24 protein-coding genes and 6 tRNA genes are annotated in these 26206 nt (G+C 64.4%); 10 read left to right on the forward strand and 20 right to left on the reverse strand.

The annotated features are described in order from the left end of the window. Positions 1-29 precede the first annotated feature (29 nt). The 6 genes from dapC to V3596_RS06600 all read left to right on the forward strand — a co-directional run bounded on the left by dapC (position 30) and on the right by V3596_RS06600 (position 7329). On the forward strand, positions 30-1223 hold the full coding sequence (gene dapC, locus V3596_RS06575) for a succinyldiaminopimelate transaminase (RefSeq protein WP_334277359.1): 1194 nt from the start codon (positions 30-32) through the stop codon (positions 1221-1223). Positions 1224-1235: 12 nt separating this feature from the next. Then, positions 1236-2054, forward strand: coding sequence for a 2,3,4,5-tetrahydropyridine-2,6-dicarboxylate N-succinyltransferase (dapD, locus tag V3596_RS06580; protein ID WP_334276885.1), 819 nt, complete (start codon positions 1236-1238; stop codon positions 2052-2054). A 26-nt stretch (positions 2055-2080) separates the two neighbouring features. Further along, the gene (locus V3596_RS06585) at positions 2081-3238 is read left to right on the forward strand and encodes a PilT/PilU family type 4a pilus ATPase (protein WP_334276886.1); all 1158 of its coding nucleotides are present in this window, start codon (positions 2081-2083) and stop codon (positions 3236-3238) included. Next, a complete protein-coding gene (gene dapE / locus V3596_RS06590; RefSeq protein WP_334276887.1) occupies positions 3235-4383 on the forward strand; it encodes a succinyl-diaminopimelate desuccinylase in 1149 nt (382 codons plus the stop codon). Before V3596_RS06585 ends, dapE begins: the two co-directional genes overlap by 4 nt. Next, entirely contained in the window at positions 4380-5252 is an 873-nt protein-coding gene (prmB, locus tag V3596_RS06595; RefSeq protein ID WP_334276888.1) for a 50S ribosomal protein L3 N(5)-glutamine methyltransferase, read from the forward strand. The genes dapE and prmB overlap by 4 nt, the downstream gene beginning before the upstream one ends. Positions 5253-5328: 76 nt before the next feature. After that, complete coding sequence (locus V3596_RS06600; RefSeq protein ID WP_334276889.1) at positions 5329-7329, forward strand: ATP-binding cassette domain-containing protein; 2001 nt, start codon at positions 5329-5331, stop codon at positions 7327-7329. An 18-nt stretch (positions 7330-7347) separates the two neighbouring features. Here the strand turns inward: V3596_RS06600 and V3596_RS06605 are convergent, their stop codons facing one another. Beyond that, positions 7348-7698, reverse strand: coding sequence for a DUF1304 domain-containing protein (locus V3596_RS06605; RefSeq protein WP_334276890.1), 351 nt, complete (start codon positions 7696-7698; stop codon positions 7348-7350). A gap of 87 nt (positions 7699-7785) precedes the next feature. Here V3596_RS06605 and V3596_RS06610 point away from each other — a divergent pair, with 87 nt between their 5' ends. Then, positions 7786-8283 (forward strand): MarR family winged helix-turn-helix transcriptional regulator, encoded by a 498-nt coding sequence (locus V3596_RS06610; RefSeq protein ID WP_334276891.1) that lies wholly within the window; start codon positions 7786-7788, stop codon positions 8281-8283. A 2-nt stretch (positions 8284-8285) separates the two neighbouring features. Continuing rightward, positions 8286-8711, forward strand: a complete 426-nt coding sequence (locus V3596_RS06615) for an organic hydroperoxide resistance protein (protein WP_334277360.1) — start codon at positions 8286-8288, stop codon at positions 8709-8711. Between the two features lie 77 nt (positions 8712-8788). On the opposite strand, the gene V3596_RS06620 is transcribed toward V3596_RS06615, so the two are convergent. Further along, a complete protein-coding gene (locus V3596_RS06620; protein WP_334276892.1) occupies positions 8789-9715 on the reverse strand; it encodes an asparaginase in 927 nt (308 codons plus the stop codon). A gap of 118 nt (positions 9716-9833) precedes the next feature. Between V3596_RS06620 and lexA the strand changes: the two genes are divergently transcribed. Together lexA and V3596_RS06630 are read left to right on the forward strand one after the other, a co-directional pair. Then, positions 9834-10514 (forward strand): transcriptional repressor LexA, encoded by a 681-nt coding sequence (gene lexA, locus V3596_RS06625; RefSeq protein ID WP_334276893.1) that lies wholly within the window; start codon positions 9834-9836, stop codon positions 10512-10514. A 13-nt stretch (positions 10515-10527) separates the two neighbouring features. Next, positions 10528-10824 carry a helix-hairpin-helix domain-containing protein gene (locus V3596_RS06630; RefSeq protein ID WP_334276894.1) on the forward strand — a complete coding sequence of 99 codons (297 nt, stop codon included), beginning with the start codon at positions 10528-10530 and terminating at the stop codon, positions 10822-10824. Positions 10825-10981: 157 nt separating this feature from the next. Here the strand turns inward: V3596_RS06630 and V3596_RS06635 are convergent. The 18 genes from V3596_RS06635 to V3596_RS06720 all read right to left on the reverse strand — a co-directional run bounded on the left by V3596_RS06635 (position 10982) and on the right by V3596_RS06720 (position 26051). Continuing rightward, positions 10982-11058: transfer RNA gene (locus V3596_RS06635), tRNA-Asp, on the reverse strand. A 139-nt stretch (positions 11059-11197) separates the two neighbouring features. After that, positions 11198-11273 (reverse strand) — tRNA-Glu (locus tag V3596_RS06640). Positions 11274-11316: 43 nt separating this feature from the next. Further along, positions 11317-11392 (reverse strand) — tRNA-Ala (locus V3596_RS06645). Between the two features lie 101 nt (positions 11393-11493). Beyond that, positions 11494-11570, reverse strand: a tRNA-Asp gene (locus tag V3596_RS06650). A 100-nt stretch (positions 11571-11670) separates the two neighbouring features. Next, a tRNA-Glu gene (locus tag V3596_RS06655) sits at positions 11671-11746 on the reverse strand. Positions 11747-11792: 46 nt separating this feature from the next. Next, positions 11793-11868: transfer RNA gene (locus V3596_RS06660), tRNA-Ala, on the reverse strand. A 141-nt stretch (positions 11869-12009) separates the two neighbouring features. Next, complete coding sequence (gene gltX / locus V3596_RS06665) at positions 12010-13413, reverse strand: glutamate--tRNA ligase (protein WP_334276895.1); 1404 nt, start codon at positions 13411-13413, stop codon at positions 12010-12012. Then, entirely contained in the window at positions 13413-14651 is a 1239-nt protein-coding gene (locus V3596_RS06670) for an O-succinylhomoserine sulfhydrylase (protein ID WP_334276896.1), read from the reverse strand. Before V3596_RS06670 ends, gltX begins: the two co-directional genes overlap by 1 nt. A gap of 5 nt (positions 14652-14656) precedes the next feature. After that, positions 14657-16168: an amidophosphoribosyltransferase gene (gene purF / locus V3596_RS06675; RefSeq protein ID WP_334276897.1), complete on the reverse strand. Its 1512-nt coding sequence runs from the start codon at positions 16166-16168 to the stop codon at positions 14657-14659. A 51-nt stretch (positions 16169-16219) separates the two neighbouring features. Beyond that, entirely contained in the window at positions 16220-16708 is a 489-nt protein-coding gene (locus V3596_RS06680) for a CvpA family protein (RefSeq protein WP_334276898.1), read from the reverse strand. A 15-nt stretch (positions 16709-16723) separates the two neighbouring features. Then, a complete protein-coding gene (locus V3596_RS06685) occupies positions 16724-17518 on the reverse strand; it encodes an SPOR domain-containing protein (RefSeq protein ID WP_334276899.1) in 795 nt (264 codons plus the stop codon). A gap of 44 nt (positions 17519-17562) precedes the next feature. After that, a complete protein-coding gene (gene folC, locus V3596_RS06690; protein ID WP_334276900.1) occupies positions 17563-18870 on the reverse strand; it encodes a bifunctional tetrahydrofolate synthase/dihydrofolate synthase in 1308 nt (435 codons plus the stop codon). 72 nt (positions 18871-18942) lie between these two features. Beyond that, positions 18943-19815: an acetyl-CoA carboxylase, carboxyltransferase subunit beta gene (gene accD, locus V3596_RS06695; protein ID WP_334276901.1), complete on the reverse strand. Its 873-nt coding sequence runs from the start codon at positions 19813-19815 to the stop codon at positions 18943-18945. A gap of 37 nt (positions 19816-19852) precedes the next feature. After that, complete coding sequence (gene trpA / locus V3596_RS06700; RefSeq protein ID WP_334276902.1) at positions 19853-20653, reverse strand: tryptophan synthase subunit alpha; 801 nt, start codon at positions 20651-20653, stop codon at positions 19853-19855. Next, positions 20650-21894: a tryptophan synthase subunit beta gene (gene trpB, locus V3596_RS06705; RefSeq protein ID WP_334276903.1), complete on the reverse strand. Its 1245-nt coding sequence runs from the start codon at positions 21892-21894 to the stop codon at positions 20650-20652. The genes trpA and trpB overlap by 4 nt, the downstream gene beginning before the upstream one ends. 12 nt (positions 21895-21906) lie before the next feature. Next, a complete protein-coding gene (locus tag V3596_RS06710) occupies positions 21907-22572 on the reverse strand; it encodes a phosphoribosylanthranilate isomerase (protein WP_334276904.1) in 666 nt (221 codons plus the stop codon). Then, positions 22569-23357, reverse strand: coding sequence for a tRNA pseudouridine(38-40) synthase TruA (gene truA, locus V3596_RS06715; protein ID WP_395386847.1), 789 nt, complete (start codon positions 23355-23357; stop codon positions 22569-22571). The genes V3596_RS06710 and truA overlap by 4 nt, the downstream gene beginning before the upstream one ends. Before the next feature lie 75 nt (positions 23358-23432). Beyond that, positions 23433-26051: a FimV/HubP family polar landmark protein gene (locus tag V3596_RS06720; protein WP_334276906.1), complete on the reverse strand. Its 2619-nt coding sequence runs from the start codon at positions 26049-26051 to the stop codon at positions 23433-23435. Positions 26052-26206: the final 155 nt, after the last annotated feature.

Raw genomic sequence — 26206 nt, forward strand, 5'->3', positions numbered from 1 at the left:
TCACCTATCATCGCGGCATGAATTTCCCTGTGAATCCGCTGCTGGAGCGGCTGAACCCCTACCCCTTCGAACGCCTGCGCGCACTGACAGCCGGCATCACGCCCAACCCCGAGCTGCGGCACATCTCGCTGGGCATGGGCGAGCCCAAGCATCCTGCGCCGGCTGTGGTCGAGCAGGCACTGATGGCCAATCTCAAGGGCCTGTCCAGCTATCCGCTGACGGCCGGCGACCCGGCGCTGCGAGCCGCCATTGCCGGCTGGGTCGGGCGCCGCTACGGAGTTCAGATTGACGCGGCAACGCAAGTGCTGCCGGTCAATGGCTCACGCGAAGCCTTGTTTGCCTTTGCGCAGACCGTGATCGACCCGACGCGCCCCGGCGCCACCGTCGTCTGCCCGAACCCCTTCTATCAAATCTACGAAGGAGCAGCCCTGCTGGCCGGCGCGCAGCCCGCGTTTGCCAACAGCGACCCGGCGCGCAACTTCGCCGCCAACTGGGGCCAGATCGATGGAGCCACCTGGGCCCGCACCCAGCTGCTCTACGTCTGCTCACCGGGCAACCCGACCGGCGCGGTGATGCCGCTGGACGAATGGCGAGAGCTGTTCGAGCTGAGCGACCGGCATGGCTTGGTGATCGCCTCGGATGAGTGCTATTCGGAGATCTACTTCCGCGAGGAAGCGCCGCTGGGCGCGCTGGAAGCGGCACAGAAGCTGGGCCGGGGCGATTTCCGCAATCTCGTGGTGTTCAGCAGTCTCTCCAAGCGCAGCAATGTGCCGGGCATGCGCTCGGGCTTTGTGGCGGGCGATGCGGCCATCCTGAAGAAATTTCTGCTCTACCGCACCTATCACGGCAGCGCGATGAGCCCCATGGTGCAGGCGGCCAGCATCGCGGCCTGGAATGACGAGGCCCATGTGCACGCCAATCGCGACGAGTACCGGGCCAAGTTCGCTGCCGTCACGCCGATGCTGGCCCAGGTGCTGGATGTGGCCTTGCCGGATGCAGGCTTCTACCTGTGGGCAGGCGTGCCGGGCGGGGATGATGTTGCGTTCGCCCAGGGCCTGCTGGCTCAATACAATGTCGCGGTCCTGCCGGGCAGCCTTCTGGCCCGCGAGGCGCATGGGCACAACCCGGGCGCCGGACGGGTCCGCCTTGCCCTGGTGGCCGATCAAGCCGAATGTCTGGAAGCGGCCGAACGCATCGTCCGCTTCACCGAAACCTATCTTTAGCCCACCCCGATCATGAGCCACGAACTGCAATCCGTCATCGACCTCGCCTGGGAAGGTCGCGCCTCGCTCAACCCCGCCAATGCGCCCGAAGTGCGCGAGGCTGTCGAGCATGTGATCAATGAGCTCGACGGCGGCCGCCTGCGCGTGGCCGAACGCCAAGGCGTGGGCCAGTGGACGGTGCACCAGTGGATCAAGAAGGCCGTGCTGCTGTCGTTCCGCCTGAACGACAACCGCATCATGGGATCGGGCGACATGACCTTCTTCGACAAGGTGCCGACCAAGTTCGCAGGTCTGTCCGACGAAGAGATCCGCGCCATGGGTGTGCGCGTGGTGCCGCCCGCCGTGGCCCGCCGCGGCAGCTTCCAGGGCAAGAATGTGGTCTTGATGCCTTCGTACGTGAACATCGGCGCCTACGTCGATGACGGAGCCATGGTCGACACCTGGGCCACCGTCGGCTCCTGCGCCCAGATTGGCAAGAACGTGCATCTGAGTGGAGGCGTAGGCATCGGCGGCGTGCTCGAGCCCCTGCAGGCCAACCCGACCATCATCGAAGACAACTGCTTCATCGGCGCCCGCTCGGAAGTGGTCGAGGGCGTGATCGTCGAAGAGAACTCGGTCATCTCGATGGGCGTCTACATCGGCCAGAGCACGCCGATCTATGACCGCGAAACCGACACGGTGAGCTACGGCCGCGTGCCGGCCGGCTCGGTGGTGATCAGCGGTTCGCTGCCCAAGAGCGACAAGTACAGCCTCTATGCAGCCATCATCGTGAAGAAGGTCGACGCCGGCACCCGCGCCAAGACCTCGATCAACGAGCTGCTGCGCGCCTGAATTTCTTCCAGCAACAGGGAGTCCGCATGAGTGGTGGGAACATGGAGCGCATCCTGCGCCTGATGGCCGAGAAAGGCGCTTCTGACGCCTATCTGTCGGCGGCCATGCCGGTGCTGATCCGCATCAACGGCCAGATGCTGCAGCTCTCCGACCAGCAATTGACGCCCTCGCAGCCGCGGCAGCTGATCGCCGAAGTGGTGGGCGAGGAAGCGCTGGAAGAGCTGGACAAGACCGGTGAGCTGAACATGGCGGTGTCTGTCCCCAAGGTCGGCAGCTTCCGGCTTTCGGGCTTCCGCCAGCGCGGCTCGATCGCCGCCGTGTTCCGCCATATTCCGCACCAGATCCCTTCGCTGGACAGCCTCAACCTGCCGCCCATCCTGGCCAAGCTGGTGCAGGAAAAGCGCGGCCTGATCCTGATGGTCGGCGCCACCGGCACCGGCAAGAGCACGACGCTTGCCGCGATGCTGGAGCAGCGCAACCAGAACATGGCCGGCCACATCCTCACCATCGAGGACCCGGTCGAGTTCTTGTTCAGCAACAAGCGTTCGGTGGTCAACCAGCGCGAGGTGGGCCGCGACACGGCCTCCCTGCAGGTAGCGCTGAAGAATGCCTTGCGCCAGTCGCCGGACTGCATCCTGATCGGCGAAATCCGCGACCGCGAGACGATGACCGCTGCGATCTCGTACGCGCTCTCGGGCCACCTGGTGCTGGCCACCCTGCACGGCAACAACAGCTATCACGCGCTGAACCGCATCCTTTCCTTCTACACGCCGGAATCTCGCCCGGCCCTGCTGAACGACTTGTCCGCAGGCCTGAAAGCCATCGTCTCGCAGCGCCTGGTGCGCGCCACCGCAGGTGGCCGCGTGCCTGTTGTCGAGATCCTGCTCAACACCAAGCTGGTGTCCGAGCTGATCGAGAAGTCCGACTTCAACGGTGTCAAGGAAGCGATGGAGAAGTCCATTGCCGAAGGCTCGCAGGCCTTTGAAGAGCATTTCGCCAAGCTGATCCGCGACGGCGTGATCACGCGCGAGGAAGGCCTGCTCTACGCCGATTCGCCGACCAACCTGATCTGGCGCCTGCAGAACGAAAGCGCGCCTGGCGGCAAACCGGTGGCCAAGAAGGAAGAGCCGGCCAGCGACCAGGCCAGCTTCACTGAAATCCAGTTGGACGTGCGGGGCGAATGAGCTCAACTGCCGCCCTCGTCGAAGCGCTGATCGCGCGGCCTTCGGTGACGCCGGACGACGGCGGCTGCCAAGAGCTGATCGCTGCGCGACTCACAGCGGCGGGCTTCGAGTGCGAGCGCATGGACAGCGGACCAGCCGACTTTCGCGTCAGCAATCTCTGGGCGATCCGGCGCGGCAGCGCGAGCGACGGGCCGGTGCTGGTGCTGGCCGGCCATACCGACGTGGTGCCGCCTGGGCGTCTCGCCGACTGGCAGTCGCCACCATTCGTCCCCAGCTATCGCGATGGCCGCCTGTATGGCCGTGGCGCGGCTGACATGAAGACTTCGGTCGCGTCGATGGTGGTCGCGGCGGAGCAGTTTGCCGCGGCGCATCCCAAGCATCGCGGCAGCATCGCACTCTTGTTGACCAGCGATGAAGAAGGCCCGGCGCGCGATGGCACCGTGGTCTGCTGCGCCAAGCTGCGCGAGCGCGGCCAGCGCCTGGACTTCTGCGTCGTTGGCGAGCCGACATCGGTGAAGCAATTGGGTGATGTGGCCAAGAACGGCCGCCGCGGCACGCTCAGCGGCAAGCTGCGCGTGATCGGCATCCAAGGCCACGTGGCCTATCCCCAATTGGCGCGCAATCCGATTCATCAGGCAGCACCGGCCTTGGCAGAGTTGGTGGGCACCGAATGGGACGCTGGCAACGCGTATTTCCCGGCCACGAGCTTCCAGATATCGAACATCGCATCCGGCACCGGCGCGGGCAATGTGATCCCGGGCGACTGCGTGCTGGACTTCAATTTCCGCTTCTCGACCGAATCGACGCCGGAGAGCCTGAAGCAACGCGTGCACGCGCTGCTGGACCGCCATGGCCTGGACTACCGCCTGGAATGGACCTTGGGCGGCGAGCCCTTCCTGACGCCGGTGGGCAGCCTCTCGGAAGCGCTCGCCGCGGCAATCGAGGCTGAAACCGGCCGCAAGCCGGAACTCTCGACGACCGGTGGCACGTCGGACGGCCGTTTCATCGCCAAGATCTGCCCGCAGGTGATCGAGTTCGGGCCCATCAACGCAAGCATCCACAAGATCGACGAATTCGTGCCGGTGGCCGACATCGAACCGCTGACCGCCATCTACCGGCGCACCCTGGAGAATCTGCTGCTGTGACAAGCACCCTGATTGCCTGCATCGAGGCACAAGCCGCCCGCCTGAGTACGGCGGGCGTTTCATTTGGGCATGGCACGACCAATGCCTTTGACGAAGCCGCCTGGCTGGTGCTGTGGCGCCTGCAGCTGCCGCTCGATGCACTGGATGAGCACGCCCAGCAAGACCTGACCCAGCAGCAGCTGGCCGAGATCGAAGCCCTGGTGGGCGAGCGCATTGCCAGCCGCAAGCCTGCCGCCTACCTGACCCGCGAAGCCTGGCTTCAAGGCGTGCCCTTCTATGTGGACGAGCGCGCCATCGTGCCGCGCAGCTTCATCGCCGAGCTGATTGCCGATGCCAGCATCGACGGCTGGTTGTCCGAAGACACGTCGCGCGTGCTGGACTTGTGCACTGGCAACGGCAGCCTGGCCGTGCTGGCCGCGATGGCCTGGCCCGACGTGAAGGTGGATGCCATCGACCTGAGCACCGAGGCGCTGGAAGTTGCCCGCATCAATGTGGACAGGCATGGCCTGCAAGAGCGCATCCGGCTGCTGCAAGGCGATGGCCTGGCGCCTGCCGACGGCGAGTACGACCTGATTCTTTGCAACCCGCCTTATGTGAACAGCGGCTCGATGGCCAGATTGCCGGCCGAATATCTGGCCGAGCCTGAGCTCGCGCTGGCTGGCGGCAGCGATGGCATGGACTTTGTCCGCCAGTTGCTGGCTGCCGCACCGCGACATTTGAGCGAGCACGGTGTGCTGGTGCTCGAGATCGGCAACGAGAGAGAATTTTTCGAGGCTGCATTCCCGCAGCTGGAAGTGGCTTGGATGGAGACATCGGCCGGAGACGACCAGGTATTGCTGGTCACGAAAGAGGCCCTTCAGGCATGTTGACAACCCCCACGCTCCTTTTACTCGCTGCCCCCCGAGGGGGCGCTGTCGCCTTTGGGGCGGCCCTGCAGGCGACACAATGATTACTCTACGCAATATCACGCTGCGCCGCGGCACCAAGGTCGTCCTCGACGACGCCAGCGTCACCCTGCAACCCGGTGAAAAGGTCGGCCTCGTGGGACGCAATGGCGCCGGCAAGTCCAGCCTCTTTTCGCTGCTGACCGACCGGCTGCAAAGCGACAAGGGTGAGGTCGAGATTCCGCGCCAGTGGGCGGTGGGCGAGGTCGCGCAGAACATGCCCGAAACCGACATGCCGGCCACCGAGTTCGTGCTGGAAGGCGACACCCGCCTGATGGCTGCCCGCAAGGCGCTGGAAGAAGCCGAAGCGGCCGAAGACGGCCATGCGATGGCTGATGCTCATGGCCTGCTTATGGATGCCGGCGCCTTTGATGCTCGCCCGCGCGCGCAGGCGCTGCTCATGGGTCTGGGCTTCAAGGGCGCGCAGGTCGATGCGCCAGTCAACAGCTTCTCCGGCGGCTGGCGCATGCGTCTGCAACTCGCTCGTGCGCTGATGTGCCCGGCTGACCTGATGCTGCTGGACGAGCCGACCAACCACTTGGACCTGGACGCCCTGGTCTGGCTGGAAGCCTGGCTGCAGCGCTATGAAGGCACGCTGATCATCATCAGCCATGACCGCGAATTCCTCGATGCGATCACCAAGGTGACCTTGCACCTGGATGAAGCCAAGCTGATGCGCTACGGCGGCAACTACACGGCCTTCGAGGCGATGCGCGCCGAGCGCATGGTCTTGCAGCAGGCAGCCTTTGAGAAGCAGCAGGACCGCATGGCGCACCTGCAGAAGTTCATCGACCGCTTCAAGGCCAAGGCCAGCAAGGCCAAGCAGGCGCAGAGCCGCGTGAAGGCGCTGGAGCGGATGGAACGCTTGGCGCCCGTTCTCACGGCTTCGGACTTCTCGTTCGAGTTCCGCGAGCCAGTCAGTCTTCCAAATCCAATGCTGATGTTCGACGAAGTCGCCTGCGGCTACGACACCGACGAAGGCGAAAAGATCATCGTGCGCGGTATCGACCGTTCCGTGCTGGCCGGCCAGCGCATCGGCATCCTTGGCGCCAACGGCCAGGGCAAGTCAACCGTGGTGAAGACCGTGGCCCGCATGCAGCGCGCCATGGGCGGCAAGATCACCGAGGGCAAGGGCCTGTCGATCGGCTACTTTGCCCAGCAGGAAATGGATGTCTTGCGCCCTGACGAAGGCCCGCTGATGCACATGGTGCGCCTGGCCAAGGAGGTCAGCCCATCGGCACGCGAGCAGGAGCTGCGCGACTTCCTGGGCCAGTTCCGCTTTGTCGGCGACATGGTCAACCAGCAGGTGGGCAGCCTCTCCGGTGGCGAGAAGGCGCGCCTGGTGCTGGCCATGCTGGTCTGGCAGCGCCCCAACCTGCTGCTGCTGGACGAGCCGACCAACCATCTGGATCTGCAAACCCGCGAGGCGCTATCGATGGCCTTGAACGAGTTCGAAGGCACGGTGATGCTGGTCAGCCATGATCGCGCGCTTCTGCGGGAGGTCTGCGATGAGTTCTGGCTGGTCACCAAGGGCGGCGTGGGGCCGTTTGACGGCGACCTGGATGACTACCAGAAGTGGCTGCTCGACCAGTCCAAGGAAGCGGCCAAGCTGGCAAAGGAAGCGGCGAAGGAGGCGAGCAGGAAGACATCGTCCGCTGCGGTCGCTGCGCCTGCGCCTGCGCCCGCTGTCGCGGCACCTCCGCCGCCTGCTCCCATCGCCTCGCGCGAGGACCGCAAGGCCAGCGGCCAGGCCCGTCAGAAGCTGGCCGAGCAGACCAGGCCCTTGCGCAAGGAAATGGAAGGCATCGACGCCAGGCTGAACAAGCTGGCGGACGAGCGCACGGCATTGGAGGCGCAGCTGGCCAACGGCTCAGCCACCCCGCCGCAGATTGCCGAGGTGGGCAAGCGACTGAAGGCCATCCACGACGAACTGGAAGCCGCCGAGCTGCGTTGGCTGGAACTCAGCGGCCAGGTCGACGCGATGCACGCGGCAGCCGCCTGATTCCGGCTTGATGCGTGCCTAGCTCGCCAAGACGGCGGCCATTGCCAAGGCTGCCGGCAACGCCTGCACGTAGAGAATTTTCTTGCCGACCGTCGCTGCGCCATACACGCCAGCGACGACGACGCAGCCCAGGAAGAACAGCTGCACGTCCACCTTGCCCGCAACCAGGCCCCAGGCCAGGCCTGCGGCGAGGAAACCGTTGTACAGGCCCTGATTCGCCGCCAGCGTCTTGCTGGCTTCAGCGAACTCCGGCTCCAGCCTGAAGACCTTGCGACCCAGCGGCTTGGTCCAGAAGAACATCTCCAGCACCAGGAAGTACAGATGCAGGGCGGCCACCAGGCCGACCAGCACATTGGCGAGCATCGTCATCTCTTTGATCTCCGTCGAAGCGAGCCAAGGCTCGCGGAATAACCATTTCAATTGTGTGCAATTGAATTGCGAACTACATTATCACCCATGGCACGCAGCAACACTCCCGGCAAACAAAGCACTCCAGCAGATTGGCTGAGGCTCGACCAGCAGCTCTGCTTTGCGCTGTATTCCAGCTCGCTGGCCATGACCAAGCTCTACAAGCCCTTGCTGGAACCGCTGGGCCTGACCTATCCGCAGTACCTCGTGATGTTGGTGCTTTGGGAGCAGGACGGCATCAGCGTTTCCACCTTGGGCCAGCGGCTGTCGCTGGATTCGGGCACCCTGACCCCCCTGCTCAAGCGACTTGAAGCGGCCGGGCTGATCAAGCGCCAGCGCGCCAGCGACGATGAGCGCCGCGTCGAGATCTTCTTGAATCCTGAAGGCCAGGCCCTGAAGCGCCAGGCCCAGGACATCCCGCCACAGCTGGCCTGCGCCTCGGCCTGCTCACTGGAAGAACTGAGTTCCCTCACCCGGCGCCTGCATGAGTTGCGAAAGCAGCTCAGCGACGCCGCTGCAAACCCCACCTCACCTCAACAGGAATGAATATGGCACTCGACAAGGTCCTCTACACCGCACGCGCCACTTCGACCGGCGGCCGCGAAGGCAAGTCTGCATCCAGCGATGGCGCATTGAGCGTCGCGCTGTCCACGCCCAAGGAGCTCGGCGGCGCCGGCGGCCCGGGCACCAACCCGGAGCAGCTGTTTGCTGCCGGCTATTCGGCCTGCTTCATCGGCGCGATGAAGGCCGTTGCTGGCAAGATGAAGCTGGCACTGCCGGCCGACCTGTCGATCACTGCCGATGTCGGCATCGGCCCGATTCCCGCCGGCTTTGGCATTCAGGTCGCCATGGCAATCAGCCTGCCAGGCATGGAGCGCGCTCAGGCCGAAGCCCTGGTGGCTGCCGCCCACCAGGTCTGCCCTTACTCGAACGCCACGCGCGGCAATATCGACGTGGCACTGACCGTCGTCTGAGACAACTGCACTGAGGCACGTGAACCCGCCGCCGGCGGTTCTCGCTGAACCCCGCCGCGGCGGGGTTTCTTGGTTTCTCAGGCCAGCAACTGCAGCAGCAGCTCGACCCGCGCCTTGACCGGGCTCAGCGCTCCCGCGCTGGGCAGAGCGCCGCCAATGACTGGGCCGGCGTCGCAGCGTGTGCTTCGCAGCACCCGCACGCCCTGAGCCTGGGCGCGCATCAAAGCAGCTGTCAGGCGCTCCGACAAGGTGCCGTTGCCTGTTCCGGCCACAACAATGCCTTGCACGCCTTGCGACAGCATCGCGTCGACCACGCGGCCATCGGCACCAGCGTGGTTCTGGATCACCTCGACCCAGGGCCAGGCATCCGCATCTATTTCGATGCGCGCAAGGCCAAGCGCCTGCGCTTGCACAGGCGGCGCGCCAAGCCAGCGCAGCCTGCCCTCCTCCACCACACCCAATGGCCCGCCCTCGACAGACGCGAAGGCCTCAACCGCATAGCTATGCACCTTGCGCAGACGATCAGCGCCGTGAACCTTGCCGCTCATCACCGCCAGCACGCCGGATTTCGCTTGCGACGCCACCACCACTGCATCGAGCAGGTTCTGCGGGCCATCCGGCGCCAATGCTGTTGAAGGCCGCATGGCAGCCGTGAAGACGACCGGTTTGCCCGGCGCCAGCACACGCTGCAGGAAGAACGCACTTTCCTCGAGAGTGTCAGTGCCATGCGTGATGACGACTGCAGCCACCTCCGGGCGTGCAAGATGCCTGTCCACGATCTGGGCCAGGCGTTGCCAGGTGGCGAAATCCATGTCCTTGCTGTCGAGCTGCGCGACCTGCTCCGTCTCGAGCTCATAGGCAGCCAAGGGCGGCGCCGCAGCCACCAGCTGCTCGATCGACACCTGCCCGGCCACGTAGCCGACGTTGTCGGCCGCATCAGCAGCCTTGCCCGCAATGGTGCCGCCGGTACCCAGAATGACGATGCGCTCAGCTTTGTTTTGCAATTTGGAAATTCCTGGATGAAAATACAGCCACTGGATAAATACTCAGCCGCCGGCTGATCCTGCGCTCTGGCTTGCAGTTCATTCGACAAGCCGGGCGCAACAACACAAAGAGGATCTTGTGGACGACAGCCCGAAACTCACTGCCCGCCAACAGCAAATCCTCGACCTGGTGCGCGAGTCCATCGCGAAGACAGGCTCCCCCCCCACCCGTGCCGAAATCGCCAACGAGCTCGGCTACCGCTCGGCCAACGCGGCCGAGGAGCACCTGCAAGCACTGGCCCGCAAGGGCGTAATCGAACTGGTGGGCGGCACCTCGCGAGGTATCCGCCTGAAGTCTGACACATTGCGCGCGTTACACGAGGCAAGAGAAGCTCGCGAGCGCCAGTTTTCACTGCCCATGCCGGGCATCGCGCAATTGAGCCTGCCCCTGGTGGGCCGTGTGGCGGCCGGCAGCCCGATCCTCGCGCAAGAGCATATCGAGCAGCATTACAGCGTGGAGCCCTCGCTCTTCGCCCGCAAGCCGGACTACCTGCTGCGAGTCAAGGGCATGAGCATGCGCGACATCGGCATCGTCGATGGCGACCTGCTGGCCGTGCAACGCGCCAGCGAGGCCAGGAACGGTCAGATCGTGGTGGCCAGGCTTGGAGATGAAGTCACGGTCAAGCGCTTCAAGCGCGGCCGCGCCGGCATCGAGCTGCTGCCAGAGAACCCGGATTTCGAACCCATCATCGTCAGCAATGACGATGAGAGCTTTGCCCTGGAGGGTCTCGCCGTCGGGCTGATCCGTTCGCAATTCTGAACGGGGCCGCTTGATGACGCAGTCGACCAAGGCTCAGCATCGTGACGAGTGCGAGGAGCTGGAGCAGATTCCAAACATCGGTCCGGCCGCTGCGGCCGATTTGAGGCTGCTGGGTATCAAGAAGCCGCGTGAACTGCGCGGCCGCGACGCCTTCGTTCTTTATCAGCAGCTTTGCGCAGTAACCGAACAGCGTCATGACCCCTGCGTGCTCGATACCTTCATGGCGGCCGTTGATTTCATGGGCGGCGCTGCTGCCAGCCCGTGGTGGCATTACACGGCGCAACGCAAGGCACTTTACGGAACTATCTAATCAGCATTGAATCAGGCGCTCGCTGAGTATTGACCAGGCCCTACCGGGAACAAGTTCAATCTAATGGGCCAGCTGGAATTTTGACGAGCATGGCGAGTCCGACAACTGCGCCAAAGAAAAAGCCCCGGCTGCTTTCGCAACCAGGGCTTTTGAATGTTGGCGGAGTGGACGGGGCTCGAACCCGCGACCCCCGGCGTGACAGGCCGGTATTCTAACCAACTGAACTACCACTCCATTCGGGGATATATTTCAATCACCGGGTAATTTAAGCCGAATTCAATTTCTTGAATCCAACCAAGCTCACCAAACTCGCCCGTCTTGCGACGGGATTGTCAAAATCTCCCATCATGCGACGGGACTACCCAGATAAATCTGGCGTCCCCTAGGGGATTCGAACCCCTGTAGCCACCGTGAAAGGGTGGTGTCCTAGGCCTCTAGACGAAGGGGACAAAACTTCTGCACCTGAACGCGCGCCACTCAAGCCTTGAAACTTGGTGGAGGTAAGCGGGATCGAACCGCTGACCTCTTGCATGCCATGCAAGCGCTCTCCCAGCTGAGCTATACCCCCTTTTGAATTTCTTCAATCAGGGCGCGCTGTTCAAGCGTGTCACTAACTATACCATCAAAATACAAGCGGCCAACTGAATGGCCGCTGATATTAGCAAACCTTGGCGGAGTGGACGGGGCTCGAACCCGCGACCCCCGGCGTGACAGGCCGGTATTCTAACCAACTGAACTACCACTCCGCGTGGGGTAATTTTGAACAACCTCTTCAAACTCGCGTTCAAAAAGACTGCCAAGTATTACCAAACTTGCCCGTCTTGCGACGGATTGACCAGATAAATCTGGCGTCCCCTAGGGGATTCGAACCCCTGTAGCCACCGTGAAAGGGTGGTGTCCTAGGCCTCTAGACGAAGGGGACAAATCCTTCTGTCACTTGAACTGCGCGCCACTCAAGCTTTGAAACTTGGTGGAGGTAAGCGGGATCGAACCGCTGACCTCTTGCATGCCATGCAAGCGCTCTCCCAGCTGAGCTATACCCCCGTTTTCACGGCCGACTGCGCACTTTCGTGTTCAGCCTTGGTTACTTTGATTCTCAAGCTACCGCGAGTATCTAAACTCAGCCGCCGCTTGCAATTCAATGTATCGCGCTGTTCAAGCAAGACCAAGAGTATAGACCGTTTTTTAGGCCCCACGCAAGCGTTCGATGACTTTTTCTTTGCTGAACAGTTCGAGCACGGCATCGAGCGATGGCGTTTGCGCGCGGCCACACACCAGCACCCGCACCGGAATCGCGAGTTGCGGCATCTTCAGGGCATGGGCACCAATGACCTCCTTGATCGCTGCCTGGATGGCAGCCTTGTGCCACTCGATGCCGGCGAACTTGTCGGCCAGCGCGGTCAAGGCTGGCTTGATCGTGTCGGTTACGTGAGCGGTCAACTCTTCCGCTGACGGCGTCACCGCAGCAAAGTACATGCTCAACCAGTCGGCGAGCGCGACCGTGGTCGCGCAACGATCCTTGAACAGAGCACACATCGGCTGCAGCTGCGCCGCTTCGGCCTGAATGCCGCGCTTGGCCAGTTGAGCCGAGACCAACGATGCCAGGCGAGCTTCGTCGATCTGCTTGATGTACTGGCCGTTGACCCACTCCAACTTGGCCGGATCCCATTGCGACGGGCTCTTGGACAAGTGCGTGCCGTCGAACCAGCTGACCATTTGTTCGCTGGAGAACAGCTCGTCGTCGCCATGACTCCAGCCCAGGCGCGAGAGGTAGTTGAGCATCGCCTCGGGCAGGTAGCCGTCGTCTTCATAGGCCGTCACGCTGACCGCACCGCGGCGCTTCGAGAGCTTCTGGCCATCGTCGCCCAGGATGATGGGCAGATGGCCGAATACTGGCAGCTTGGCGCCCAACGCATGGAAGATGTTGATCTGCCAGGGCGTGTTGTTGATGTGCTCGTCACCACGGAAGACATGGGTGATCGACATATCCCAGTCGTCCACGACCACCGCGAAGTTGTAGGTCGGCACGCCATCCGGGCGAACGATGATCAGGTCGTCGATCTCGCGGTTGTTGATCGTGATCGGACCCTTGACCAGATCGTTCCAGGTCACGTCGCCATCCACGGGATTCTTGAAGCGCACGACCGGCTGCACACCTTCAGGTACGGCGGGCAACTCCTTGCCTGCCTCGGGGCGCCAGGTGCCGTCGTAGCGCCGCTTCTCGCCGCGTGCATCTTGCGCCGCCTTCATCGATTCGAGCTGCTCGGGAGTACAGTAGCAGCGGTAGGCCTTGCCCTCGGCGATCAGCTGATCGACCACCGCCTGATAGCGCTCCAGACGCTGCATCTGATAGATCGGGCCTTCGTCGTACTCAAGGCCCAGCCACTTCATCGAGGCAAGGATCTGCTCGACCGAATCCTGCGTCGAGCGGGCCAAATCGGTGTCTTCGATGCGCAGCACGAACTGGCCGCCGTGGTGGCGGGCGTAGGCCCAGGAATACAGCGCAGTGCGCGCGGTACCCAGGTGCAGGAAGCCGGTGGGCGAAGGCGCAATGCGGGTGCGCACGGTGGTGGAAGCTTGTTGGCTCATCAGTTCTTCAACAATGTGGAAAGGCCGCGCAGCAGATCGTCGGTGATGTCGTCGACATGCTCGAGGCCGACGGACAGGCGGATCAAGCCCTGGCTGATGCCGGCAGCGCGACGTTGCTCTTCGCTCAGGCGGCCATGCGAGGTCGTGGCCGGATGCGTGATGATGGACTTGGTATCGCCCAGGTTCGTCGCGATGCTCAGGACGCGAGTGCTGTCGATGACGTGGAAGGCCGCGGCGCGCGCAGCCTCGGGTGTTGCACCGTGCAGTTCAAAGGACAAGACGGCACCGCCCTGCCCCGATTGCTGACGCATGGCCAGCTCGTGCTGAGGATGCGACGCTAGTGATGGGTAGTGGACGCGGGCAACTTCCGGGCGCGCTTCCAGCCAGCTCGCCACAGCCAGTGCCTGCTCGCTTTGTGCCCGCATGCGCAGGCTCAGTGTCTCGAGGCCCTTCAGCACGACCCAGGCATTGAAAGGCGACAACACCATGCCGGCCGTGCGGACCACCGGGCCGAACACGTCCTTGATGATGCGGCTCGGGCCGCACAGCGCGCCCGCCATCACGCGACCCTGGCCATCCATGTACTTGGTGGCCGAATGCATGATCAGGTCGGCACCGAACTCGGTGGGCCGTTGCAGGCAAGGCGTTGAATAGGTGTTGTCCACCACCAGCAGCGCACCCGCGGCATGAGCGATGTCGGCCAGCGCGCCGATATCGCAGACCTCGGTCAGGGGATTGGTGGGTGTCTCGGCGAAGAAGAGCTTGGTCGTCGGCTTGATTGCGTCGCGCCATTCCTGAAGATCGGTCTGCGAGACGAAAGTCGTCTCGACTCCGAACTTGCCGAACTCCTTGGCAAACAAGTTGATGGTCGAGCCGAACACCGAGCGCGAGCAGACCACATGGTCGCCGGCCTTCAAGAGGCCCATGCAGAGCAGCAGGATGGCGCCCATGCCGCTGGCCGTGGCAACCGCTGCTTCCGTGCCTTCCATCGCGGCCAGGCGCGCTTCAAGGCTGCGCACCGTCGGGTTGCTGGTGCGCGAGTAGGTGAAGTCTTCGGACGCGGCAAAACGCTCGGCCGAGGTCTGCGCATCCGGCTGCACGTAGGCACTCGTCAGGAACAGCGCTTCGGAGTTTTCGCCATGCTGGCTGGGGGCCAGCGCCGTGCGCACGGCCAGAGTTTCCGGGCGCAGGCCTTCGGGCAGCTTGGCGCGGGCGATTCGGCGTTCTTCGTCGCTCATGCCCATCAGCCTTCCGCTCGACTCTGCAACGCCAGGCGGCTGCGCGCGGAGTCCTCTTCCTCGTCGCCTTGCGACTTGCGCTGTGCCTGGATGGTGGCGAAGTCCTCCACCGACACGTCACCGGTCACGTACTGGCCATCGAAGCAGGAGGCCTCGAAGCCGTTGAGACCCGGGCGCAGCGCAGCCACCACGCGCTTCATGGCATCCACGTCCTGATAGATCAGGGCATCGGCACCGATGTAGGCACGAATCTCTTCGATGGTGCGGTTGTGGGCGATCAGCTCTTCGCTGGTGGGCATGTCGATGCCGTAGACATTCGGGTAGCGCACCGGCGGTGCGGCCGAAGCCAGGTAGACCTTGCGGGCGCCGGCTTCGCGCGCCATCTGCACGATTTCCTTGGACGTGGTGCCGCGCACGATGGAGTCGTCCACCAGCAGCACATTGCGGCCCTTGAACTCCAGGCCGATGGCGTTCAGCTTCTGGCGCACCGACTTTTTGCGCGCGCCCTGCCCCGGCATGATGAAAGTACGGCCGACATAGCGGTTCTTCACAAAGCCTTCCCGATAGGGCTTGCCGATGCGGTGGGCCAATTGCATGGCCGAGGGACGGCTCGATTCAGGAATCGGGATCACCACGTCGATGTCGCTGGGCGGCATGGTCGAGATCAGGCGCTGGGCCAGGGTCTCGCCCATGTTCAGGCGGGCCTGGTAGACCGAGATGCCGTCCATCACCGAGTCCGGACGGGCCAGGTAGACGAACTCGAACATGCAGGGATTCAGCGTCGGGTTGTCATTGCATTGCTGCGTATGTACCCTGCCGGCCGTGTCGATGAACAAGGCCTCGCCGGGCGCCACGTCGCGAACTAGCTTGTGGCCCGTGCCCTCGAGCGCCACGCTTTCGCTGGCCACCATGAACTCGCCGTCTTCAGCCTGGCCGAAGCACAGAGGCCGGATGCCGAAGGGGTCGCGGAAGGCCAGGAGGCCATGGCCGGCAATCAGGGCGATCACGGCATAGGAGCCCTTGATGCGCTTCTGTACCGCGCGCACGGCTTCGAAGATCGAGTCCGGCGTCAGAGGCAGGTCGCGCGCCACGCGCTCGATCTCATGCGCCAGCACATTGATCAGGACCTCGGTGTCGCTTTCGGTGTTGATGTGGCGGCGGTCATTCTGGAACAGCTCATCCTTCAGCGCATGGGCGTTCGTGAGATTGCCGTTGTGCACCAGCACCAGGCCGAACGGCGCATTGACGTAGAAGGGCTGCGCCTCCTCTTCGTTGTAGGCATTGCCGGCCGTCGGGTAGCGCACCTGGCCCAGGCCCACCGTGCCGGGCAAGGCACGCATGTTGCGGGTGCGGAACACGTCGCGCACCATGCCGCGCGCCTTGTGCATGAAGCACTTGTTGCCCTGCATCGTGACGATGCCGGCGGCGTCCTGGCCACGATGCTGCAAGAGCAGCAAGGCGTCGTAGATCAGCTGATTGACCGGCTGCTTGGAGAGCACACCAACGATGCCGCACATGATTGAAGTCCTTGTTCCTGGATAGCTTGCAGGCCCGCGCGCTCGTGACGCTCAGGCCGGGATGAATTTGACGAGTTGCTCCGGCAATACCGGCTTGATGCCCTGCAGAAGCGCCAGCAGGGGCGGCGCCAGCACAGAATCCTGCCAGGATGGTGTCTCGCGCACCGGCGTGAGGCCAACCAGCAGCACGGCCAGCAAGGCGAACAGAACGCCCCGCAGCACACCGAACCCGGCACCGCCGACCCGGTCGATCAGGCTCAGCGGTGTGGCATGGATCAGCATGCGCACCAGCTTGGCGCCAAGGCTCCAGACCAGCAGCACGATCAGAAAGGCGATGACGAAGCCGGCCACCTGCAGCGTTGCCGGGCTCATGCGCTCTTCGGGCAGCCACTGCACGACGAAGGGCGACACATAGGGTGCAGCGAAGTAGGCGACGAACCAGCCGACGATGGACAGGATCTCGAACACGAGGCCGCGCCACAGCCCCACCGCGACCGAAATGGCCAAGAGGCCGATGAGGATCCAGTCGAGCGTGCTCATGCGGTGCTTACAGACTCAAAGCGTCAACACGACCACCGACAGGCCGGCGCTGCGAACCTTGGCAGCGACCTTGTCAGCCTCGGCACGATCACCGTAGGGGCCGACACGAACGCGGATGCGCTTGCCGTCCGCAGTTTCAACCGCCTGGGTATAGGTCTTCAGGCCGAGCTTCTCGACCTTCATGCGAGCCTCTTGCGCCGCCTTGGCCTCGCCATAGGCGCCGACCTGGACGATGAAGCGCCCAGGCGCAGCCTCACTCGCCTTGGGTGCTGGCTTGCCATCAAGCAGCGCCTGGATGCGCGCGGATTCACGGCCTGCCTTGTCTGCGGCTGCCTTGTCGGCAGCCTTGTGATCGGCATGTTTCTCTGCGGCTTTCTCCGCCGCCTTCTCGACGAGCTTCACGGCTGGCCTGTCCGCCGGCTTTTCAACGGCCTTGGCAGGCGGCGGACTGTCTTCAACCACGGGCTGCGCTTCGGCGGGCACGGTTGACTGCGGCTCGGCCACCGCTGACGGTGTCGGCGCGTGCGTGGGCGCCGTAGCGACGAGTTGCGAAGCTGGCGCAGCCGGAATCTGCAGCGGCAAGGCAGATTCCTTGCGCGGAATGTCGATCGGCAGGTCCACGGGAATGGGCCGCGGCTGGGTTTCAAACACCAGCGGGAAGCCAATCACGCCGATCAGCACCAGCACCGCGGCACCGATCAGGCGGCGTCGGGCGCGCAGACGAAGTTGCTGCACCGCATCGGCCGAATCCGCCACCGGCTTGGCCGCCGGCTTGTCCGTACCGCGCTTGAAGAAAGACATCAAACCCATGGTCTTGGAGAGGTTCCGGTGGAATGGCTGGATCGGGAGGGCAATCAGGTCGGCAGGTGCTTGGCCGACTGCAGCCGCGGCACTCCGTTCTTGAGCACACCGCCGACGGTGTAGAAGGAGCCGAAGACCAGAATTCTATCAGCGGGGTCCGCCTCGGCCGCCGCGGCGGCCAGGGCTGAAAGCGGGTCGGCGTGCCTGTGAATTGCCGGCTGACCCGGCGTCTTCAAACGCCCAGCCAGGCGCAGTGCTTCAAAACTCTCTGCCAGGGCGTCAGCCTTGGCAGCCCGGGGGATCGCAAGGTCGCAGAAATGCCAGTCGTCGACCAGGTGGGCAATGCGCTCGAAGATCTGCGCCAGGTCCTTGTCGGCCATGGCACCGAACACCGCGTGGGTGCGCGGGAAGAAGCCCATCTGATCGAGGTTCTGGGCCAGCGCCGACACCGCGTGCGGGTTGTGCGCCACGTCCAGCACCAGGGCCGGCTGGCCCGGCACGACCTGGAAACGACCCGGCAACTCGACCATCGACAGCCCGGTGCGAACCGCCTGCGCGCTGATCGGCAGTTGCTGGTACAGCGCCTCGAAGGCCGCCAGCACGCCCGAGGCATTGAGCAGTTGGTTCACGCCGCGCAGCGAGGGGTAGGCCATGCCGGAGAAGCGCTTCTCGCGGCCCACCCATTGCCATTGCTGGCGGTCGCCGTTGAATGAAAAATCGCGGCCCAGTTGGCGCAGGTCGGCGCCGATCTCGGCGGCACGCGCAGCCAGCGAGGCAGGCGGCATGGGGTCGCTCACCACCACCGGCTTGCCCGATCGCATGATGCCGGCCTTCTCGCGGCCCACCGACTCGCGGTCCGGTCCCAGGTATTCGGTGTGATCCAGATCGATGCTGGTGATGATGCTGCAGTCGGCATCGATGCAGTTGACGGCATCCAGGCGCCCACCCAGTCCCACTTCGAGGATGACCAGGTCCAGCGGCTCCTGGCTCAGGCGCCGCATGATGGCCAGCGTGGTGAATTCGAAATAGCTCAGCGACACCTCGCCGCGCGCCTTCTCCACCGCCTCGAAATGCGGCAGCAGCGAATCAGCCTCTACTGGCGCGCCACCCACGCGGCAGCGCTCCTGGAAATGCACCAGGTGCGGCTTGATATAGAGCCCGACGCGAAAGCCCGCCTGCAGGGCGATGGACTCCAGCATCGCGCAGGTCGAGCCCTTGCCATTGGTGCCCGCCACCATGATGACCGGTGCCTCGAAGCGCAAGCCCAGGGCATCGCGCACGCGCGCAACGCGCTCCAGCGTCATGTCGATCTGCTTTGGATGGAGTCGCTCGCAGTGGGCCAGCCAGTCGTCGAGGTTCATAGAATTCGATTCGCAAAAGAAGACGGCCAGGCTTGAGGGCCTGGCCGCCAGTGTCACAAGAGCTTTTCAGGTTCAGGCGACAGCGTCGGCGCTCTGGCGCTGCAGCATGGCCAGTTGGCGGGCGATGGTCTCGCGCAACTGGCGGCGGTCGACGATCATGTCGACGGCACCCTTCTCCATCAGGAACTCGGCACGCTGAAAGCCCGGCGGCAGCTTTTCGCGCACGGTGTTCTCGATCACGCGCGGGCCGGCAAAGCCGATCAGGGCCTTGGGCTCGGCGATCACCACGTCACCCACAAAGGCGAAGGAGGCGGACACGCCGCCCATGGTCGGATCGGTCAGCACGCTGATATAGGGCAACTTGGCCTTGGCCAGCTTGGTCAGGGCCGCGTTGGTCTTGGCCATCTGCATCAGCGAGAGCAGGCCCTCCTGCATGCGAGCACCGCCGGTGGCGGTGTAGCAGATGAAGGGCGTCTTCTGCTCGATGGCGGTTTCGACACCGCGCACGAAGCGCTCGCCGACCACAGAACCCATGGAACCGCCCATGAAGTCGAACTCGAAGCAGGCCACAACCACCGGCACGCTCATCACGGCGCCACCAATCACCACGAGCGCGTCGGTCTCGCCGGTGTTTTCCAGCGCTTCCTTGAGGCGGTCGGGATATTTCTTGCTGTCCTTGAACTTCAAGGCGTCGGTCGGCAGCACCTCCTGACCGATCTCGTAGCGGCCTTCGCCGTCGAGGAAGGCGTCCAGGCGGGCACGCGCGCCGATGCGATGGTGGTGCGAGCACTTGGGGCAGACGTTGACGTTCTGCTCCAGGTCGGTCTTGTAGAGCACCGTTTCGCAGGACGGGCATTTGATCCAGAGACCTTCGGGCACCGTGCGGCGCTCGGCGGGGTCGGTTTGCTGGATCTTGGGTGGCAGCAGTTTCTCAAGCCAACTCATGATGCGCGTGCTCCTTCTGTCTTGTTGGGGCCGGCGCCTAGATTTTGTCCAGGGCCGCGCGGATTTCAGCCATGAAGGCTGCCGCAGTGGAGGCCACATTATCGCGTGGCTGGACCTCCAGCAGCTGAACCAGGCGTGAACCGATGACGACGGCGTCCGAAACCGCCCCCACCGCCTGCGCCGTGGCCGCGTCGCGGATGCCGAAACCGACGCCCACCGGCACGCTGACATGCTTGCGAATCCGGGGGATGACTTCGGCCACGGCAGCCGTGTCCAGGTGCCCGGCACCGGTCACGCCCTTGAGCGAGACGTAGTAGACGTAGCCGCTGGCAATCTTGCCGATCCGCTCCATGCGCTCCTCACTGCTGGTCGGAGCCAGCAGGAAGATCGGATCGAGCGCCTGCGTGCGCAAGGCGGCTGCGAAGGCCTCGGCCTCTTCCGGCGGATAGTCGACGATCAGCACGCCATCGACTCCGGCCGCCTTGGCGTCCGCCACAAAACGCTGGAGGCCGTAGCGCTCCACCGGATTGGCATAACCCATCAGCACCACCGGCGTATTGCCATCCGTGCTGCGGAAGCTGCGCACGAATTCAAGCACCTTGGCCAGGCCGATGCCATGCTTCAGGGCGCGTTCGCCGGCCTTCTGGATCACCGGGCCGTCGGCCATTGGGTCGGAAAACGGCACGCCCAGCTCGATCACGTCGGCGCCGCCTTGGGCGAGCGCATGCATGATCTCGACCGTCGCATCGGGGTACGGGTCGCCAGCGGTGATAAAAGGGATCAGGGCCTTGCGGCCTTCCGACTTCAGGCGGGCGAAGGCATTGGCAATGCGGCTCATGCTGCACCTCCCTTCACCGTGTGGCCGGCCTGCGAGGGCTGGTCATAGACCTTGGCGCCCGAGAGATCGGCGACCGTGCCGATGTCCTTGTCGCCCCGGCCGGAAAGGTTCACCAGCAGATGCTGATCCGGCCTCATCGTCGGCGCCAGTTTGATTGCATAGGCCACCGCATGGCTGGACTCCAGTGCCGGGATGATGCCTTCGGTGCGGCACAGGCGGTGAAAGGCGGCGAGCGCCTCCTGGTCCGTCACGCCGACGTACTCGGCCCGGCCGATGTCCTTGAGATACGAGTGTTCGGGGCCAACGCCGGGGTAATCCAGGCCGGCCGAGATCGAATGGGTCTCGATGATCTGACCGTCGGCGTCCTGCAGGAGATAGGTGCGGTTGCCATGCAAGACACCCGGGCTACCGGCCGAGAGCGTGGCGGCATGCTTGCCGCTTTCAATGCCCTGCCCTGCAGCCTCGACACCGATCAGGCGCACCTCCTTGTGATCGATGTAGGGGTAGAAGATGCCGATGGCATTCGAACCGCCACCGACACAGGCGATCACGGCATCGGGCTGGCGGCCCGTCATGGCCGGCATCTGCGTCAGGCATTCGTCACCGATGATGCGCTGGAAGTCGCGCACCATCATTGGATAAGGGTGCGGGCCGGCAACGGTACCGATGATGTAGAAGGTCGACTCGATATTGGTAACCCAGTCGCGCATGGCTTCGTTCAGCGCGTCCTTCAGGGTCTTGGAGCCCGACTCCACCGGCACCACGGTCGCGCCCAGCAGCTTCATGCGATAGACATTGGGCGACTGACGCTTGACGTCCTCGCTGCCCATGTAGACCACGCATTCCATGCCGTAGCGGGCGCAGATCGTGGCCGTGGCCACGCCGTGCTGGCCGGCGCCGGTCTCGGCGATCACGCGCTTCTTGCCCATGCGCTTGGCGAGCAAGGCCTGACCGATGGTGTTGTTGACCTTGTGAGCGCCCGTGTGGTTCAGGTCTTCGCGCTTGAGGAAAATCTGCGCGCCACCCAGTTCACGGCTCAGCCGGTCGGCGTGATAGATGGGGCTGGGGCGGCCGACGAAGTGGGCGAGTTCCTTGTTGAACTCGGCGATGAACTCGGGGTCCTTGCTGTAGTGGGCATAGGCCGCGTTCAGCTCGTCCAGCGCATGGATCAGGGTTTCAGCGACAAAGCGGCCGCCAAATTGACCGAAATGCCCGCGGGCATCGGGTTGGTCGTAGGACATGGATTTCCTTCTTCAGAGATTCGGTGCAGAAACAGCTCCGGCAATCTGCGCATCCGCCTGGCGGACCGCATCGCAGAACTGGCGCATCAGCGCGGCGCTCTTGAGGCCCTTGGCCTCCTCCACGCCGGAGCTGACGTCAACGGCCCAGGGCCGGACCCGAAGAATCCCTTCGATCACATTTCCGGCATGCAACCCACCAGACAAAACGACTGGACGGGGCACGTTTGTTGGAAGCAGTGACCAATCGAAAACCTTTCCACCACCGCCATAGCCCTCGACGTGGGCGTCGACGAGCAGGCCTGATGCCTCTGAAAATTGATGGGCGAAGTCTAGCAAATCAAAGCCCGGCTCCATCCGCGCGGCGCGCAGGAAGGGCCGCCCCGGCGCGCGGCAGTCGGCCGGTGTCTCGTCGCCATGGAACTGCACAAGCATGTTCGGCAAGGCCGCCAGGCCTTGCGCCAGCAGCGCGGGCGAGGCATTGACGAACAGACCGACAGGCGTCACGAACGGTGGGAGCCTGCGCGCCAGCTCGGCCGCGCGGGCCGGGCTCACGTAGCGCGGGCTCCTCTCGTAGAAGACAAAACCGATGGCGTCGGCCCCAGCCTCGACCGCCAGATCCACATCGGCCTCGCGGGTCAGGCCGCAGATCTTGATTCGGGTGCTTGCGTGATGCTTCATGCGCCAGGCAGCCAGTCGAGGGCTGCTACATGCTCGGGGAGGTTCAGGTGGGCATCGTAGTACGGCCCGACGAAGTAGAGCCCGTCAGGGGCAAAGGTCGGCGCGGCCACCCTTCGGTCTTTTGCAGCCAGGACCTCTGAAATCCACTCCACGCTGCGCGTGCCTGTGCCCACGGCGATCAGGCAGCCCATCAGGTTGCGAACCATGTGATGCAGGAAAGCCGTGGCGTCGAACTCGAAGCGCCAATAGGCACCCTGCTTCTTGATGTGGATGGAGCGCAGCTGCTTGATCGGTGACTTGGCCTGGCATTCGGCCGAGCGAAATGATGAGAAATCGTGTTCGCCCACCAGCAAGGCCGCCGCGGCACGCATCGCATCGCCATCCAGGGGCCGGAAAACCCAGCCGCAGGAACCGCTTTCGATGGCCGGCCTGACGACCGATTCGCGCAGGAGATAGGCATAGCGCCGACCCCGCGCATCGAAGCGAGCATGGAAATCGGCACCCGGGAACTCGCACCACTGGATCGCGATGTCAGCAGGCAGGTAGCGGTTGCTGCCGCGTATCCACGAGAACGGATCGCGCTCGACCTCGGCGTCGAAGTGAACGACCTGGTTCAATCCGTGCACGCCGGCATCGGTGCGGCCAGCGCAGATCGTGCGGACCGGATGCGCTGCGAACTGGGTCAGTGCCGTTTCCAGCGCGTCTTGCACCGTGCCGCCGCCACTCTGGCTTTGCCAACCCTTGTAGGGCTCGCCGCGGTAGCTCACGCCCAGCGCCACTCGTATCGTCATATTGGCTCTGCAAAAAGAAAAGGCGCCCGGCCGGGGCCGAGCGCCTTCGGGATCATGCCCGAGTATCGGTCAGCGCAGCTCGTCGAGCATGGCTTGAGCCTTGGCTTTCAGGACGCCGGTCGCCTTGCCGACCAGTTCCTGCAGCACGTCGCGGGCGCCTTCGGTATCGCCGATCTGGCGGAACTCGTCGGCCAGCTCCAACTGGCGCTGCAGCGGATCGCCGTCATCTTCGCCCAGCGAGGCAGCGTCGCTGATATCGGGCAGCGACAGGCCTTCGATGGCCTCGCCCGACGGCACCGGCGCGGCAGCGGGTGCTGCTGGCAGGTTCAGATCGATCGAGGACAGGTCGAAGTCCAGCGACGAAGCCTGCTCGGCCGCGGCCGGCTGGGCGGTGTCCAGCTGATCGAGGTCGAACTCCAGCTCGTTGTCTTCTGCTGGCGCAGGCGCTGCCTTCGCAGGTGCCTTCGACAGGTCGAAGTCCATTTCCATCGGCGCCTGCTCGACCGAGATGGCCATGGCTTGCGTGGCTTGCATCGAGCTGGTGGACGGTTCATCGCCGCCGCCCAGGTCCAGATCGAGGTCCAGATCCAGGTCGCCCATGCCGCTGGCCGGGCCGGGGTCGCTTGCGTGGTCCAGCATCGGCTCGGTGGCCATGCCCGGCGCCGACACGGTCTGCGGCAGCGTGCTGGCATCCATGGGCTCGGGACGGCCGCCCATGCTGGAGCTCAGCAACTGGGCGGGCGCTCCACCGGGCTGGTAGAGCGGATTGTCAGGGTCGATCTGGCGGCCGAGCTCCTGCGCCTTGTCCCAATCTTCACCCTGGCCCTGTGTCTCGGCATAGAGATGCACGGCCAATTGCTCGAAGCCCTTGATGTCGCGGCGCTTGGCGTAGACCTCCAGCAGCTTCAGCCGGATGGCCATGCGTTCCGGATTGGCGCGCAAGGCTTCCTTGAGGATTTCCTCGGCCTGCAGGTCGCGGCCATACGCCAGATAGACATCGGCCTCGGCCACCGGATCCACATCACCGATGGCGTCGAGCTGGCTGAGCGAGTAGCTCATCGACGACTGGCCGGTGGTCGACTGATCTCGGGTGTCCACGCGTTGGCCGCCGGCCGATCCGAAGAAGGAGTCGGGCTGCAGGCGGCTTTCATGGAAGCCGGTGTCAGGCTTCGAATTCTTGCCGGCATTGCGAGCACGCAAGCGGTACAGACCGAAGCCACCCAGGAGCGCGACCAGGATTGCCGCGCCGGTCACGACCAGCGGGCTGTCCAGCAGGCCATCGATCAGGCTCGGCTCGCCAGCACTGGTGATGGTCTTGGGCTTGGAAGCGGCTGGTGGTGCGCTTGGCGGCGGTGCAGCCAGAGGCGGCGCGCTCGGCGGCGGAGCGGCCAAAGGCGGCGCACTTGGCGGCGGGGCTGCCAACGGGGGCGCGCTCGGCGGCGGCGCAGCCAGCTTGGCGCCCAGTGGCGGCGAGCTTGGCGGCGGTGCCGACAGCGCAGGCGCACTCGGCGGCGGTGCGGCCGGTTGCGGCGCTGGCTTGGCCGCGCTGGAGAGCTTCTTCAGCTCTTCCACATTGCGAGTCAATTCGGCCACGCGGGCGGCCGCATCCTTCTTCTCGGTGTCCTTGGAGGCCTTGCCGGCCTGCGAGGCGGCAACGCTGGATTTGCTCAGTGTCAGCTTGTCTGGTGTTGCGGAGACCGCTGGCTTGCGGTCTTCAACGGCGGCCTGCACCTGGCCCTTGGCCTGGCGCGGGCTTTCGTCCTGCTTCATCAGCGGCGCGGCACCCGCCAGGCGCTGGCGATAGCTCTCGAAGTCTGCGCTCTGCGCCACGATGATCTGGCGCGCCTCGCCGGGCGTGACGCTGCTCAGTTCGTCGCTGGCTGGCACTTGCAGCACCGAGCCGGACTTGAGCCGGTTCATATTGCCTTCGATGAAGGCTTGCGGGTTGGAGCGGAACAGGCCGACCAGCATCTGGTCCAGCGATACACCGGGCGCCTGCGTCTTGGCAGCGACGCGAGACAGCGTGTCGCCCGCCTTGACCTGGTACTGGCTGGCATCGCGCGGCGGCACCGGGGTGGCCGGCGGCGGTGCCGCAGGCTCGGGACGAGCGCGCGGCGCTGGCGCCGGCACGGCAGGACGCTGCGGCGCTGCGGCCACGGCGGGAGCTGGCGTGGCCGCTGCGCTGGGCAAGGGGGTTGGATCAGCCGGGGCTGGTGCGATCACCGGCGATGTCGCAACCATCGGCGGCGCTGCCTGACGCGACGGCGTGGCCGGCGGATCGAACAGCAAGGTGTACTCACGTACCAGGCGGCCGCCGGTCCAGGTGATCTCGAGGATCACATCGACGAAGGGCTCCTGGACCGCGCGGTCACTCTGGATGCGGAAATATGGGCGGCCATCGGCGCGGCGCGCCAGCTGGACCTGCGTGTTGCTCAACACCGAGTTGAACTCGACGCCACTGCTGCGATAGATGTCGGCCGGCGCGATGCGCACCTTCAGGGAGCCGGCTTCTTCCGCACTGAGGCTGGCCACGTCGATCTCGGCCCTCAGCGTTTCGCCGAGCGAAGACTGCACCGACAAACGGCCCAGACCCAGACCCCAGGAGGCCGTGGTGGTGAGCGTTGCAATCGCCGCCACCGCGACATGAGACAGGGCGAAGCGCCCCAAAGCGCTGGATGGTTTTTTCAAGGCGTCCCCCAAAACGACAAGGCGGGGCCAACATGGGTCCCGCCTGTTCTTGCAATGATGGTCTCGTTGTCGGCTGTCTGCACGATGCCCTCAGTGACCCAACGGTCCGAAAACACAACAGCGGCAAGCATATACGCTGCACCCCTCATGCAAAG

The organism is Roseateles microcysteis, assembly GCF_036880965.1.
Classification (GTDB): domain Bacteria; phylum Pseudomonadota; class Gammaproteobacteria; order Burkholderiales; family Burkholderiaceae_C; genus JAUASW01.